This window comes from Pseudoalteromonas luteoviolacea (assembly GCF_001696455.1).
GTDB lineage: Bacteria > Pseudomonadota > Gammaproteobacteria > Enterobacterales > Alteromonadaceae > Pseudoalteromonas > Pseudoalteromonas luteoviolacea_C.
In genome coordinates this window covers 1,324,260-1,339,211 of sequence record NZ_MAUJ01000001.1, presented here as the reverse complement: position 1 = coordinate 1,339,211, position 14,952 = coordinate 1,324,260, and the positions used below count along the sequence as shown (strand labels likewise).

Sequence of the window (14,952 nt, the reverse complement as noted above, 5' to 3'; positions counted from 1 at the left end):
AAATGTTACCTAGAGAGCTGTGTTTCCAATGGTAGAGCCGCAGAAAAGTTAAGCATGGTCATGCCTGAGCGGCTTAAACGATGAAGCCGTGTGCTAAACACGTGTTCAGCCTGTTGGGCAAACTTTTCTCTAAACTTTTTGTCGCCAAGTGGTAGGGTCCAAGAGGTTTGCGTCCCCTGAATTTCGATAGCATCACTGTATTCGGGTAGGTGGTGCTCAAAAGGGTCACTGACTTGACACCCAATCAATTCACAATGGCGACTCAAGCCTTCAAGTAATGAAAAGCTCTCATCATTTAAATCTGAAAAATCGGATATGAGATAAATTAAACTGCCAGGTTTAGCAAGATGTTTGAGACGTCTTAAATTTTCATTAAAACGACTTTGCAAAGGTGCATCTCTATTTGCAAGGCTTGTTTCATGAACGTCACACAGTTGATGACAAAAAGCCAAGACACCTTTGTCACGTGCAGTGGGTTTAAGCTCGTGATGGCAGTGCTCAGAAAATACGACACCGCCCAGTCTATCGCCTCTTTGAGTGGCAGACCACGCAACCAGCGCGCTCAAGTGAGCTGCTTGAACAGATTTCAGCAACAACTGACTGCCAAACAGCATACTGTTTGACAGATCGGTGAAAATAAAAACGGGTCGCTCTTTCTCTTCCTGATATAACTTGGTGTGCGCTTCACCGGTACGCGCCGTTACTCGCCAATCAATTGCGCGAATGTCATCGCCGTACTGATATTGGCGTACCTCAGCGAACTCCATCCCACGTCCTTTGTGTGGTGCGAGATATTGCCCGGCTTGCGCGCTGCGGATCTGCCCTTTAGGCTTTAAATCAAGTAACCGAGACTTCGCTTTGTAATAAAGCAGCTCCTTCAACCCTAATTCAAAACCATTGCTATGACTATTTGAAAACCAGCTTGTTGTATCTATGTTCGCTTTCATATAAATCAGCCAAGTTTATGGCACAGGCACTAGCTCAAGAATGCGGCTGATCACTTGATCTTTTGTGATGCCATCCGCTTGTGCTTCGTAGCTGAGAATGATGCGATGTCTAAGCACATCATGTAAAACCGCTTGTATGTCATCTGGGGTCACAAAGTCTCGTTGTTGCAACCAAGCGTGCGCTCTAGCACACTTATCTAATGCGATTGTTGCTCGTGGGCTCGCGCCTAACTCAATCCAAGCGCCTAACTGCGCGTCTAGTTTAGCGGCTTCTCTAGTCGCAATAATCAACTGAACTAAGTATTGCTCAAGTGGTTCAGCCAAATGGAGTGCCAAAACCTTCTTACGTGCTTCAAACAACGTTTGTTGGCTAATTGGGCTAAAGGTGACTTTTTCATCACTAAGTGCTTCACCTCGAGTCAAGCGGAGTATCTCTAGCTCTGTTTGCGCTGCTGGATAATCAATATTTAGATGTAGCAAGAATCGGTCTAGTTGTGCTTCAGGTAACGGGTAAGTGCCTTCTTGCTCCAGTGGGTTTTGTGTTGCCATTACCATGAATAAGTCTGGTAGTGGGTACGTTGTTTTACCTACCGTGACCTGTCTTTCGGCCATCGCTTCTAGTAGTGCAGATTGCACTTTTGCTGGCGCACGGTTTATTTCATCGGCCAAAATCAGATTATGGAAAAGAGGGCCTTTTTCAAAAACAAACTCACTAGTTTGTTGTCGGTATATATCAGTACCCGTGATATCCGCTGGCAATAAGTCTGGGGTAAACTGAACACGCTGGAAGCTTCCTTCTATGCCCTTTGCTAAGGCGTTAACCGCGCGGTCTTAGCTAGCCCCGGTGGACCTTCAACGAGTAAATGCCCATCAGCCAATATTGCAATTAGAAGTGCTTCAGTAAGATCAGGTTGACCTAATATTTGTGTATCTAGAAATTTTTTTAGTTCAGTAAACTCATTAACTGCCATGCTTGTTTGTCCTTGTTCTGACAAATTTGTTGCTTATTTATATGGATTGAAAAGGAAAACTCAAGCTTTTGAGGTGTATTTTCGCTTTTTTTCTTAGACCGTACATTTGGGTTTAGTTCCATATTTTTAATATATTTTTCAGCAGCTTTTTGAATTGTACAATTTTCGCGCTAAGTTTAATTGGCGCTGTGATTTTACAGACAATTTTTAAATTTCTATTGGCATAACGGGTTCGGTTGTTTAGAATCGAATTAAAATAACAGGTCAGACCTGTCAGCGGGAGAGCAAAATTCATGTCTGAACAAAACATACTAAAAACAATAAACGGGGACCGTATTGCCATTGTTAGTGGCCTTCGAACTCCATTCGCAAAACAAGCGACTGCTTATCACCATGTCCCAGCATTAGATTTGGGAAAAACCGTTGTCAATGAAATGCTTGAGCGTTTGAACATAGATAAAAAAGAAATCGACCAACTCGTTTTTGGCCAAGTTGTTCAAATGCCTGAAGCGCCAAATATTGCGCGCGAAATAGTATTAGGTACTGGGATGCCTGTCTCCGTGGATGCATACTCAGTGTCTCGCGCATGCGCAACCAGTTTTCAGGCTGTTGCAAACGTGGCGGAGTCTATTATTGCAGGTCATACTGCCGTTGGTATCGCGGGCGGTGCTGATTCATCATCTGTACTGCCTATTGGTGTTAGTAAAAAGCTTGCGGGCAGTTTAGTTGACCTAAATAAAGCGCGTACTTTAGGGCAAAGATTGAAAATTTTCTCAAAGTTGCGTCTTAAAGATTTGCTACCAGTGCCACCAGCCGTCGCTGAATACTCTACTGGCTTGTCTATGGGGGATACTGCAGAGCAAATGGCCAAAACGCATGGCATTAGCCGAGAAGAACAAGATGCACTGGCGCACCGTTCTCATTCATTGGCTGCAAAAGCTTGGGACGCTGGTCTGTTGTCTCAGGAGGTCATGACCGCACATGTTGAGCCTTACAAAGGCTTTATCGATAAAGATAACAATATAAGAGCGAACTCTTCGTTAGAGGGCTATGCTAAGTTACGCCCTGTATTCGATAGAAAACACGGCTCAGTGACGGCAGCAAATGCAACACCACTGACTGATGGTGCAGCTGCCGTGTTAATGATGAGCGAAAGCAAAGCAAAAGCACTCGGCTATGAAATTCTAGGTTATGTGCGTTCATACGCGTTTTCTGCCATTGGTGTGCACGAAGATATGCTAATGGGGCCTGCGCATTCGACACCACTGGCGCTAGACAGAGCTGGCATCGAATTGAAAGATTTAGATCTTATTGAGATGCATGAGGCATTTGCGGCACAAGCGCTAGCGAATGTGAAAATGTTTGCTTCTAATAAATTTGCACAAGAAAAGCTTGGTCGCAGTAAAGCGATTGGTGAAATAGATATGGATAAATTTAATGTCAATGGTGGCTCTTTGGCTTATGGACACCCATTTGCTGCAACCGGAGCGAGATTAATTACGCAAAGTTTGAACGAGCTTAAGCGTCGCGGTGGTGGATTGGCGCTTACAACTGCGTGTGCAGCCGGTGGTTTAGGTGCGGCTTTTGTATTGGAGAGTGCGTAAATGTCAGTATTTAGTTATGAATTGAACAGTCACAAAGTAGCGTTAGTTACAATCGATGTGCCAGGCGAAAAAATGAACACCTTGCGTGACTCATTTGCCGATGAATTGATCGAAATTCTAGAACAAGGTAAAAGCGATGATGTAACTGGGATGGTGTTTATCAGCGGTAAGTCAGATAACTTTATCGCTGGTGCAGATATAAAAATGCTAGACAATGCGAACACCCGTGAAGATGCGCTACGCCTATCTGAAATGTGCCAACAAGCATTTTTTAAAATGAAGGCACTACCTTACCCGACGGTTGCAGCTATTCATGGTGCAGCGCTCGGTGGTGGACTGGAATTTGCGTTAGCATGTGATTATCGTGTTTGTACGAGTGATGACAAAACTAAACTCGGGTTACCAGAGGTTCAATTGGGCTTGCTACCTGGTGGTGGCGGTACACAAAGGCTGCCTAAACTTGTAGGTATTCAAAAAGCATTAGAGTGGATGCTAACCGGTAAACAGGTTAGGGCAAAACAAGCGAGCAAAGCTGGCTTAGTTGATGACTGTGTGCCTCAAAGCATTTTAATGGATGTTGCGGTAAAACTTGCCAGAAAAGGTAAGCCAAAGCCACGTAAACCTAAACTGGATAAGTTAAGCCAGCTCTTAGAGTCAAATCCGTTTGGCAGAAATGTGATTTTCAAAAAGGCACAAGAAAATGTCGAAAAGAAAACGGGTGGGCATTATCCAGCGCCTTTTGCAATCATCAAAGCTGTCAGAGCGTCGGTGGAGCTGGACGAATTAAAAGCTTACAAAACAGAAGCGGAAGGTTTTGCAGACTTGGTAATGACCGAAGTATCTCGTTCATTGCGTGGTATTTTCTTCGCCACCACAGAAATGAAAAAAGAGTGGCAAAGCGACAGTAACGAGAAGGTTGAACGTGCTGCTGTATTAGGCGGTGGTTTGATGGGCGCGGGTATAACCCATGTAAGTGCTGCTAAAGCCGGTGTTCGCGTGCGTATTAAAGACGTTGCGCATCAAGGGATCAGTAACGCGCTAAACTACAGCTATAAAATTCTCTCAAAAAAACAAAAGCGGCGCATTCTATCTAAGGCTGAGATGCAGTCAACCATGAATAGCATCACAGGTACAACGGATTACAGTGGCTTTAAAGACATCGATATTGTAATTGAAGCGGTGTTTGAAGATCTGGCTCTTAAGCAGGGTATGGTTGCAGACATTGAAAGAGAATGCTCACAAAGCACCATATTTGCGAGTAATACCTCTTCGTTGCCAATAGCGCAAATTGCAGAAAAAGCGGCCCACCCAGAAAACGTTATCGGTTTACATTACTTCTCTCCAGTTGAGAAAATGCCGCTTGTAGAGATTATTCCTCACGAAGGCACCTCTGAAGAGACTATCTCTAAAACAGTAAACTTCTCACGTAAACAAGGTAAAACGCCAATTGTTGTTAAAGACAAAGCTGGCTTTTACGTTAACCGTATATTAGCGCCATATGTCAATGAAGCAGCAAACTTGCTATTAGCGGGTGAGCCAATCGAGAAAATTGATTCAGCGTTGGTAGAGTTTGGGTTCCCAGTGGGGCCATTAGCGTTACTTGATGAGGTGGGCATTGATATCGGTTCAAAAATAGCGCCAATTCTTGAAAAAGAGTTGGGAGAACGATTCAAAGCACCCAATGCCTTCGAACGTATGATTGATAATAAGCGACTTGGCCGTAAGACTGGCAGGGGTTTTTACTCTTACGAAGGCAAGAAGGGTAAAAAAGTGGATGAGTCAGTCTATGAGCTATTAGGTATTACTCAAGCGCCAAGACTCAACAAACAAGAAATTGCCAATCGTTGTGTTGCCCAAATGTTGAATGAGGCTTCTAGGTGTCTTGATGAGGGGATTATTGCGTCAGCACGTGATGGTGATATTGGGGCTATTTTTGGTATCGGGTTCCCCCCATTCTTAGGTGGTCCGTTTAGCTATATGGATAAACGTGGTATCAATAAAGTTTGCTCTGAGCTTTCTACCTATGCAACAGAGAATGAAGTGTTCACACCTTCTGAGCCGCTAAGAGCCAAAGCTGAGGCTGGCGAAGGCTACTACGGATAAGCGTCAACACAGAAAACACCCCAAGCATGGGGTGTTTTCACTTCAATTCTAATCTAAGATCGCCCATGTGCATGTTAATACCGCCTTTTATATACGCTTTGTGAAGAGAGAAATCTTCCCATCTGCATGTTAAAATTTGATGTTTGTAGAAACAAGGTAAATAGTTTCTATGTATGTAAATGGTATTAAATACATAAGCTTGTATCCAACATTGTCAATTGTCCTGATTGTTAACACATTGAAAATATATCAACATTCATAACTTTACGTTGCGCGTTATTTGATCAATTCTATTCTTGATTTTTGATAAAGGAATAGAAAATGAAAATACTAAAAAAACTGATATTGGCCACTGCGTTAATGGGGTCATGCCAAGTACTCGCAAATGTTATTACGTATAGTTCATATGGTGGCACGAAAGCGCAAGCTCAAAGTGCAATTTACAATTATGCATCTAGAAATAATTACAATGTTTTGAGTATTAGTTGTTACAACCCGCAAATGGGTCCACCTTGGAAGTGTGATGGCCGATTAAGTAAGAAAAGTACAACGCCACCTCCGGGCAAAATCATTAAAGTCAGTGCATGGGGATACAGTGAAGCGAATGCCACACAAAATGCAATAAGTGCTTGGCGTAAAGCAGCAAAATCTACAAAAACACCAGGCGTATATTGCAAAAACTGGGCTGTAGGGCCTGGTTGGGAGTGTTTTGCTTCCGGTAGAGCGTAAATTCAAACCTCTAATTTAGCGCTATAACATGAGGTTTGGTGGCTGCACATTGTGGCGCTTTACACATAGTAGCCACCATTTAGGTAAAGCGGTTTTTCTGCTTTACCTTTACGTCAGTTTATCTTCATATCTGTATTTCAGAATTGTGTTACTTTCATTTTTCATACCTTCCCACACCCATTCTGACCAGCGACTGTTCAGCATATTGATCTTTTTAAACCCTTTGTGAGTACAAGGTATTAGCAAATTTTAGTCAGAAATTGAGCGATTGTAAGGCTATGTAAAGTTTGTTGAGTCATTGCTTTATCGCGCACTACACTAAAATAATATTCATAGACTCTTTAGGAATAGAGAATAATGTGGCAAAACATAATGCTTGTTGCTGCAGTGACTGGTGTTTTAGTTGGTTGTAGTACCACTTCTCAAATTGCAGAAGACTATCAAAATCAACTTAGTATGCCAGACAAATGGCAGCAAGCGCATACTCAGGGTGATGTGCAACAAAGTTGGTTACAACAGCTTGAAAATCCACAAGTACACAATTTGGTTGCACAAGCTCTAAAAAAGAACTTATCAATCGCAAAACAGGCCACAGAGATTGAAGCGGCTCGCCAAAGGTTGATTGCGACTGGCAGTGCACTGTGGCCAAGCCTTGAAGTGTCGTTTGATAGCTCAAGACGTAAAGCGGCAAATACCGGCGCGCTTTCTACCACCCATGAGCTTGGCCTGAAAGCCAGCTATGAGTTAGATTTGTGGGGAAAACTAGCCGCCGATGAGCGCCAAGCTAACTTGGAGGTCATGACCAGCCAAGCGGGTTTTATGCAGCAGCAATACAATTTGGTTGCAGATGTGGTGGTAAGTTGGTTCTCAGTAATTGAAGGGCAAAAGCAGTTAGAGTTACTTTATCAGCGTCTAGAGCTTGTTGAGCAGAATTTGGACATTATTGAAAATGGTTACAAACAAGGTTTAAACAGTGCTTTAGATGTGTATTTAACCCGCAATGAGTATAGCAATGAGCAGGCAAAAGTTGCGCAACAGAGCGCTTTAGTCAGCGAAAGAAAAAGAGCCCTAAAACGTTTAATCGGTGAATATCCCAGTGCGCAATTATTAGTTGAAGCTGATTTACCACTATTAAATTCAAATATCACCATGGGAGTGCCGTCTGAGCTAGTGAGTCGTAAACCGGCATTGCTATCAAGTTGGTATCAACTTTTAGCGCAAGATGCGGCACTTGCTTTCGCGCACAAAAGTCGTTTTCCAAGTATTAATTTAACTGCGAATTATGGTTCCAGTAGCACCAATTTTAATGATGCATTTTCGATGTCATCGGCAGGCTGGTCGTTACTATCTGGCATCTCAGCCCCTATTTTTAATGCCGGCAGGTTGGCCGCGAATGAAGAGTTGGCTCGGGTGCAATTAAAAGCGCAAGAACTATCTTACCTCGACAGTTTACAAGCGGCATTTGCGGAAGTTGAAAACGGTATCAGCCAAGAGAAAGCATTGCGCACCAGATATTCAGAGACGTTGGTTTCTGAGAAAAATGCAAAATTGGCTGAACAATTATCTTTTGAGCAATATCAAAAAGGTCTGGTTAGTTACACCACGGTGTTAGATGCACAAAAGCGTTCTTTTGAAGCGCAAAGTAGTCTCATTTCAATAAAGAATGAATTAATTAAAAATCGTGTGGCGCTCCATCTCGCATTGGGCGGAGACTTTAAATTATCTCAGCCTGAGGAAGACAATAATGAATCCAGTTAAAAAGTTTATTTTGCCAGTAGCAGTACTGGCAATCTCAATCGTATTAGTCGTTTTTATCACTTCTAACCCACCGAAGGCTAAACGAGGTCAAGGTAAGCCTCAAGCACAGATGACGGTAGATTTTAAAACCATTACTGCTGAACCTTTCACGATGAAAATTAGCAGTTATGGCGTTGTGCAACCGCGTACGCAAAGTATGCTGGTGGCTCAGGTTTCAGGCGAGATAAGTGAGATCAACGATAGTTTTAGAGATGGCGGTTTTTTCGAAAAAGGTGAATTGCTGCTGCGTATTGACGACCGAGATTATCGTGCTGAAGTGCAAGTTGCAAAAGCAACCTTGTTAAGTGCACAGCAAAGCCTATTGGAAGAGGAAGCGCGTGCAAAACAAGCGGAAATTGACTGGCAAAGACTAGGTGATGGGACCAAACCCAGCGACTTAGTGCTGAGAAAGCCGCAATTAGCCGCGCAGCAGGCAAATGTGCTTTCGGCACAAGCGAAGTTAGCTCAAGCAGAGTTAGCGCTTGAACGAACGCAAATAATCGCCCCATTTGCCGGACGTATTTTAAGTAAAAAAGTGGACTTGGGGCAGGTGATCTCGACGAATAGCCAACTTGCTGAAATTTACGCAATTGACTATGTAGAAGTTAGGCTACCTATCAATAACAGAGATTTAGCGTTTCTGACGTTACCGGAACAGTCCAGAGAAGGCACACAGCACGGCGAGCTTGCCGAAGTCATATTGAGCTCCGATTTGGGAGTAGAGCAACAGTGGATAGGCAACATTGTACGAACTGAAGGCGCGATTAGTGAGCTGTCTCAGCAGTTATATGTGGTCGCACAGATTGACGATCCATATTCAGTGAAGCGACAAGATAATTTTGCCATAAAAATTGGCCAATACGTCAATGCAGAAATAACAGGCCGAACACTGAGCGAGGCTATTAGCATTCCCAACAGTGCAATATACCAAGGCAGCTACGTCTATGTCTTAGACGACAACAATCTATTGATGCGAAGAGATATCACGCTTGCTTGGCAAAGTGATGAGCGTGCGATTATTAAGTCAGGTTTATCTGAAGGTATGAGGCTAGTTATAACACCTCTTGGGCAAGTAAGCTCTGGAACTCGTGTTGCCGTTATGGGTTCGTCGCCGCAAAAAGATAAGAATGAGCAGAAAAGTTGGGAACAACTGACTGAAAAGCAGCAGCGCAGAGTGAAAAAGATTGCAGCAGAGCGCGGCGTCAGTGTTGAACAAGTTTTAGCTGAAAGGCAGCAAAAATCGCAGGAGAAGGGCATATGATTGCTTGGTTTACTCGAAACTCAGTTGCCGCCAACCTGCTTATGATCTCTATTTTATTTGGCGGATTATTTGCGTTATCGACAAAAATCCCATTAGAGGTATTTCCATCATTTGAAACGGATAGAATCAGCATTAGTATGACACTAAGGGGTGCAACACCAGAAGATGTTGAGCAAGGTGTTTCGATCCGTATAGAGGAAGCTGTACAAGACCTTGAAGGGATTGAAAAGATCTCTAGCCGATCAGCAGAAGGGTCTGCAAATGTCACCATTGAGGTTGAGAATGGTTATGACCCTCGAGAAATGCTCGCGGACGTAAAAAGTCGCGTAGATGCTATCAATACTTTCCCAACAGATGCTGAAAAGCCAGTTATCTCCCTTGCAGAACGCAAAAGAGATGTCATCACCGTAACGGTTGCTGGCCGCTACTCTGAAAAAGAGACACGAGAGTTTGCTGAGCAGGTACGAGATGATCTGTTGCGTATACCTGGTGTCACACAAGTCGATTTAGACGGTGTGCGTGATTATGAAGTTGCGATAGAAGTTAGCCAAGACAAACTGCGGCAATATGAGTTAACCATAAATCAAATTGCTGACTTGATTGGGAAGTCTAGTGCGGATATATCCGCAGGAAATTTAAAGTCGTCCGGTGGAGATATACTGCTGCGCTCAAAGGGACAGGCATACCGTAAAGATGAATTTGCGAATATTGCGATCAAGACCAATGCAGATGGCTCAGTAATTTACCTGTCGGATGTGGCCAACATCATTGATGGCTTTGAAGAAACGCCTGTGAGAACCCGCTTTAACGGGAAACAAGCCGCCTTTATTGAGGTGTATCGCATTGGTCAGCAAAGCGCCATTGAGGTTGCTGATAAAGTTAAAAGCTATATCGAAAATCGCCAAGATTCATTACCCTACGGCTACGAACTGAGCTACTGGGATGACGATTCTGTCATTGTTAAAAAACGTATTGCGACACTAACGTCAAATGCATTGCAAGGTGGTATTCTGGTCCTTGCTTTACTTACGCTTTTTCTTAGACCTGCGATTGCTTTTTGGGTTTTTATTGGTATCCCAGTGTCGTTTATGGGGGCGTTTATTGCGCTGCCACTTTTTGGTATGAGTTTGAATATCATGAGTTTGTTTGGGTTCATCCTTGTACTTGGCATTGTCGTAGATGACGCAATAGTAACAGGCGAAAATATATACACACATCTCAACAGCTCGGAATCAGGTGAAATCGCGGCAATTAAAGGCACTCAGGAGGTCGCAACCCCTGTCACCTTTGGCATATTAACAACAGTGGCTGCATTTTTACCGCTGGCCTTTATTGACGGGGTACGTGGTGCCATTTTTGCGCAAATTCCGGCAGTTGTGATCCCTGTATTATTGATGTCTTTGATTGAGTCTAAATTTGTACTGCCCGCGCACTTAAAGAATTTGAAATTGCGAAAAGACAAGGTCAAAGTGAATAAATTCAGTCAGTTTCAACAGAACTTCGCTGATGGGTTCGAACGTGCAATTTTAAAGTATTATCAACCGGCATTAAAGGTTGCGGTATCAAACAAAGCAGTCACATTGAGTGCATTTATTGGCGTTTTCATGATTATCGTTGCACTCATTACCAGTGGGTGGACCAAGTTTATATTTTTCCCACGCATTCCAAGCGAAACCGTAAGAGCGAATTTGACCCTACCAACTGGGACTCCGTTTGAAGTCACGGCAAAGTACATTGATTTAATGTCAGATAAAGCGCAGTTGTTAAAAGATAAATACACAGATCCTGATACTGGGGAAAGTGTTATAACACATATTTTGGCAACAACTGGAGGACGTGGTGGCGCTTCTAATTCCGGGCGCGTCCGTTTCGAAATAACCCCCCCTGAATCTCGTTCAGCTTCAGTAGACTCAAGGCAATTAGTAAAAGAATGGCGAACACTCATCGGCGTTATTCCAGGAGCCGAAAGTCTCACATTTAGAGCTGAAATTGGGCGCTCTAGCGATCCCATCGATGTACAAATGACAGGTACCTCTCTTGAGGTATTGAAAGAGGCGGCTGAAAAAGTCAAAGCGCAATTGGCGACTTTTCCAACGGTGTTTGATATTACAGATAGCTTGAGCGATGGCAAAGAGGAGCTACAGATAGAACTCACTGAGCAGGGCAAGGCGCTGGGGTTAACCCGTACAGATGTATCTCGCCAGATTAGAAGTGCGTTTTTTGGTGCACAGGTGCAGCGAATTCAACGTGGCAGAGACGATGTGAGAGTGATGGTACGTTTACCTCTAAACGAACGAAGCAATTTAGCGACGCTTAATACTTTGCTGATAGATACGCCTAACTCCGCTTCTGTGCCACTAAGCCATGTTGCCACACTGACACCGGGTCAAAGCCCGTCGAACATTTATCGTATCGATCGTTATCGCACAGTCAACATCACGGCTGATATCGAAAAGCAAAATACGAACATGACGGTGTTACAAGAAGAGCTTAAAGTGTTCTTAGATCAACTTGTTTTGCAGTACCCCGGAGTAACGCATTCACTGGAAGGGGAAGCCAAAGAGCAAAGGGAGTCGTTTGGCTCTCTAGGCTGGGCATTATTGTTTGTATTCTTCATTATTTATGCTTTGCTTGCGATCCCGTTTAAGTCTTACATTCAACCGCTAATCGTGATGAGTGTGATCCCATTTGGCCTAATCGGCTCGGTGGTTGGTCATTGGATCATGTCAATGGAGCTCACAATTATGAGCTTACTGGGCATGTTGGCATTGATCGGTGTTGTGGTTAACGACTCACTGGTTCTAGTCGACTACATCAATAAGCAAAGGTCTCGAGGTAAAGAGGTGATGGAAGCGGTATTAACTGCCGGAGCAGCAAGGTTCAGGCCCGTTATGCTGACTAGTATCACTACTTTCTTTGGCTTAATGCCGCTGCTATTTGAGCAAGAAACCCAAGCACAATTCTTAATTCCAATGGCTGTATCTTTAGGCTTTGGTATTGTGTTTGCCACTTTTATTACGCTTATTTTGGTACCCGTTAACTATCTTATCGTTGATAAACTGAAAAGCTTTGGCAGGCAATTAATCCCTAAAACAGCATAGCTGTAACACAACATATCGAAAACAGTATGTGCAATCTAGTCTCAAAGGTAGCACATACTGTTTATGACCTTCCTAATCAGTTCGAGCATCTAATTCGCATTACTCTCGAAACGACAAAGCACAGAAAACCGCCTGTATTTTAGTTAGAGAGCTATCTATTTTGATTGGAGTGATAACTGGTAATTGACTGTGCTGGAAGCTTGCAGGTTAACTTTTATCTATGAAATCAAAAAATAAGTGCAATTAAAACAGTAACATAATTTATGTCGGCCGGTTTTTTAGAGGCTTTTAATAGAAGTGTTAACAAATTGCTTATTGTTATAATAATTAGAGGTCTATATAATTTATATTAATTGAACGTTCAATTAAAAAAATTATGCCTAAAGTCGGAATGGAACCAATACGTCGTCAACAGCTAATAGAAGCGACGTTAGAATCAGTTGCAGAGCTAGGTTTGCATGCAACAACTATCAACAGTATTAGTAAACGCGCTGGTCTATCCTCAGGGATTATTAGTCATTATTTTGGTGGAAAGCAGGGCTTGATCGAAGCCACCGTACGCTACCTTCTGACAAACTTAAAAACCAGTTTGATGTCCAAAGTTGAACCCGACAGCGATGCCCATACGCGTTTGATGTTCATCGTCGAAGCTAATTTCTCAATGCTCCAACAACAGAGCAAAACGACAAAAACGTGGCTGAGTTTTTGGGCGCAATCAATGCATGATGAACAGCTGCATCGCTTACAAGCTATTAATTCGAAGCGGCTCTATAGCAACTTAGCATATTCATTTCTCCATTATTTTGAGAAAGATGAAGCGCAGCAAGCAGCTAAGCTAGCCGCAGCTATGATTGATGGGCTGTGGCTACGTGCTGTGCTGAGTAAAGCCGACGAAGAAACGTTCAAAGAAGCCGAGTTGCTGGCTAAGCAATATATCTCATCTCTAATCTCATCTTCTGGAGTACAAGTATGACCACGATGGTTTATCAAAACTTTATTCATGGCGCATTTATCGCGAACCAATCTCAAGAAACATTTCCTGTTAAAAATCCAGCCACTGATGAAGTCATTTATCATGTTGAGGTTGCCGATGAGTATGTTCAAGCTCGCGCAATTGAGAGTGCGAAACAAGGTTTTGCAATATGGTCAACGATGGCGCCAGTTGAACGCAGCAGGATTTTAAACAAAGCAGTTGCGTTGCTTAGAGAGAGAAATGACGAGCTCGCACGAGTAGAGGTTTTAGATACAGGTAAGCCTATTCAAGAAGCAGATTGCGTTGATATTCAAACAGGCGCCGATGTAATTGAGTATTTCGCGGGCTTGGCGCCAACACAAGTTGGTACCCAACAACCTGTTGGGAGCGATTTTTTTTATACCCGTAAGGAGCCTTTGGGCATTTGTGCAGGTATAGGAGCATGGAATTATCCATTGCAAATTGCTTGCTGGAAGTCAGGCCCTGCGCTTGCGGCAGGCAATAGCTTAATCTTCAAACCTTCAGAAGAGACACCGCTTGGTGCGATTAAACTTGCCGAAATTTTTATAGAAGCTGGCATGCCACCGGGTGTATTCAACGTGGTGCAAGGCGCTGCACAAGTTGGCCAGTGGTTAACGTCTGACTCTAATATTGAAAAAGTCTCTTTTACTGGTGAAGTTGGGACTGGTAAACGTGTCATGCAGAGTGCCGCGTCTAATCTTAAAGACGTTACGATGGAGTTGGGAGGTAAGTCGCCACTTATCGTATTCGATGATGCGGATGTGTCTGAGGCTGTCAGCGCGGCGATGCTAGGCAACTTTTATACGCAAGGTGAGATTTGTACTAACTGTACAAGAGTGTATGTTCATAAGGATATTTATCAGCGATTTATCGATGAACTTAAAGCGCGAACTGAGCAAAATATCATTGCGGGCAATCCACTTGACCCCAAAGTTAACTTGGGTGCATTAATTTCCAAAAAACATCAGCAACTTGTTCTTGATTATATAGAAGGCGGTAAAAAGGAAGGCGCGACACTTTTGACAGGTGGGCATGCTTTATCACCACAATCAGCTCCAAACGGATACTTTGTTGCGCCGACGGTTTTCGTTAACTGTACAGACGATATGAGCATCGTAAAAGAAGAAATATTCGGGCCTGTAATGAGTGTTCTGGTATTTGAAGATGAAGCAGACGTCATTGCTCGGGCAAACAACACTGAACTGGGCTTGGGAGCGGGGGTATTTACTTTAAATATTCAACGGGCTCATAGGGTGATCCATCAATTAAATGCGGGCATCTGCTGGATAAATAGCTATGGAAATTCACCGGCTGAAATGCCCGTTGGTGGCTACAAGCAGTCGGGAATTGGTAGAGAAAATGGCATCGAAACGCTTAACAGCTATACACAAACAAAATCTGTGTATGTTGGTATGTGCAAGATAGAAAGCCCGTTCTAGGAGGGC

General features: G+C 43.3%; 9 protein-coding genes and 1 pseudogene. 8 read left to right on the top strand and 2 right to left on the bottom strand.

Annotated features, from left to right (window positions below):
- Nucleotides 1-5: 5 nt before the first annotated feature.
- Both A7985_RS05785 and A7985_RS05780 read right to left on the bottom strand, forming a co-directional pair.
- Nucleotides 6-947 carry a DUF58 domain-containing protein gene (locus A7985_RS05785; RefSeq protein ID WP_065789467.1) on the bottom strand — a complete coding sequence of 314 codons (942 nt, stop codon included), beginning with the start codon at nt 945-947 and terminating at the stop codon, nt 6-8.
- Nucleotides 948-962: 15 nt separating this feature from the next.
- Nucleotides 963-1,918 (bottom strand): annotated as a pseudogene (locus A7985_RS05780) (AAA family ATPase).
- Nucleotides 1,919-2,211: 293 nt separating this feature from the next.
- Here A7985_RS05780 and fadI point away from each other — a divergent pair.
- From fadI to betB, 8 genes are all read left to right on the top strand, one after another.
- A complete protein-coding gene (gene fadI / locus A7985_RS05775) occupies nt 2,212-3,522 on the top strand; it encodes an acetyl-CoA C-acyltransferase FadI (RefSeq protein ID WP_065789466.1) in 1,311 nt (436 codons plus the stop codon).
- Nucleotides 3,523-5,625 (top strand): fatty acid oxidation complex subunit alpha FadJ, encoded by a 2,103-nt coding sequence (fadJ, locus tag A7985_RS05770; protein WP_065789465.1) that lies wholly within the window; start codon nt 3,523-3,525, stop codon nt 5,623-5,625.
- A gap of 321 nt (nt 5,626-5,946) precedes the next feature.
- Nucleotides 5,947-6,354 (top strand): hypothetical protein, encoded by a 408-nt coding sequence (locus A7985_RS05765; protein WP_065789464.1) that lies wholly within the window; start codon nt 5,947-5,949, stop codon nt 6,352-6,354.
- Between the two features lie 357 nt (nt 6,355-6,711).
- Nucleotides 6,712-8,112 carry an efflux transporter outer membrane subunit gene (locus A7985_RS05760; protein WP_065789463.1) on the top strand — a complete coding sequence of 467 codons (1,401 nt, stop codon included), beginning with the start codon at nt 6,712-6,714 and terminating at the stop codon, nt 8,110-8,112.
- Nucleotides 8,096-9,412: an efflux RND transporter periplasmic adaptor subunit gene (locus A7985_RS05755; protein ID WP_370671163.1), complete on the top strand. Its 1,317-nt coding sequence runs from the start codon at nt 8,096-8,098 to the stop codon at nt 9,410-9,412. The genes A7985_RS05760 and A7985_RS05755 overlap by 17 nt, the downstream gene beginning before the upstream one ends.
- Entirely contained in the window at nt 9,409-12,513 is a 3,105-nt protein-coding gene (locus A7985_RS05750; protein ID WP_065789461.1) for an efflux RND transporter permease subunit, read from the top strand. The genes A7985_RS05755 and A7985_RS05750 overlap by 4 nt, the downstream gene beginning before the upstream one ends.
- Nucleotides 12,514-12,889: 376 nt before the next feature.
- Nucleotides 12,890-13,486 carry a transcriptional regulator BetI gene (betI, locus tag A7985_RS05745; protein ID WP_065789460.1) on the top strand — a complete coding sequence of 199 codons (597 nt, stop codon included), beginning with the start codon at nt 12,890-12,892 and terminating at the stop codon, nt 13,484-13,486.
- On the top strand, nt 13,483-14,946 hold the full coding sequence (betB, locus tag A7985_RS05740; RefSeq protein ID WP_065789459.1) for a betaine-aldehyde dehydrogenase: 1,464 nt from the start codon (nt 13,483-13,485) through the stop codon (nt 14,944-14,946). The genes betI and betB overlap by 4 nt, the downstream gene beginning before the upstream one ends.
- Nucleotides 14,947-14,952 lie beyond the last annotated feature (6 nt).

Bases quoted from the DNA above. Each gene is read 5' to 3' on its own strand.
- A7985_RS05760 (WP_065789463.1), top strand. From the start codon at position 6,712: ATGTGGCAAAACATAATGCTTGTTGCTGCAGTGACTGGTGTTTTAGTT.
- fadJ (WP_065789465.1), top strand. From the start codon at position 3,523: ATGTCAGTATTTAGTTATGAATTGAACAGTCACAAAGTAGCGTTAGTT.
- betI (WP_065789460.1), top strand. From the start codon at position 12,890: ATGCCTAAAGTCGGAATGGAACCAATACGTCGTCAACAGCTAATAGAA.
- fadI (WP_065789466.1), top strand. From the start codon at position 2,212: ATGTCTGAACAAAACATACTAAAAACAATAAACGGGGACCGTATTGCC.
- betB (WP_065789459.1), top strand. From the start codon at position 13,483: ATGACCACGATGGTTTATCAAAACTTTATTCATGGCGCATTTATCGCG.
- A7985_RS05750 (WP_065789461.1), top strand. From the start codon at position 9,409: ATGATTGCTTGGTTTACTCGAAACTCAGTTGCCGCCAACCTGCTTATG.
- A7985_RS05785 (WP_065789467.1), bottom strand. From the start codon at position 947: ATGAAAGCGAACATAGATACAACAAGCTGGTTTTCAAATAGTCATAGC.
- A7985_RS05765 (WP_065789464.1), top strand. From the start codon at position 5,947: ATGAAAATACTAAAAAAACTGATATTGGCCACTGCGTTAATGGGGTCA.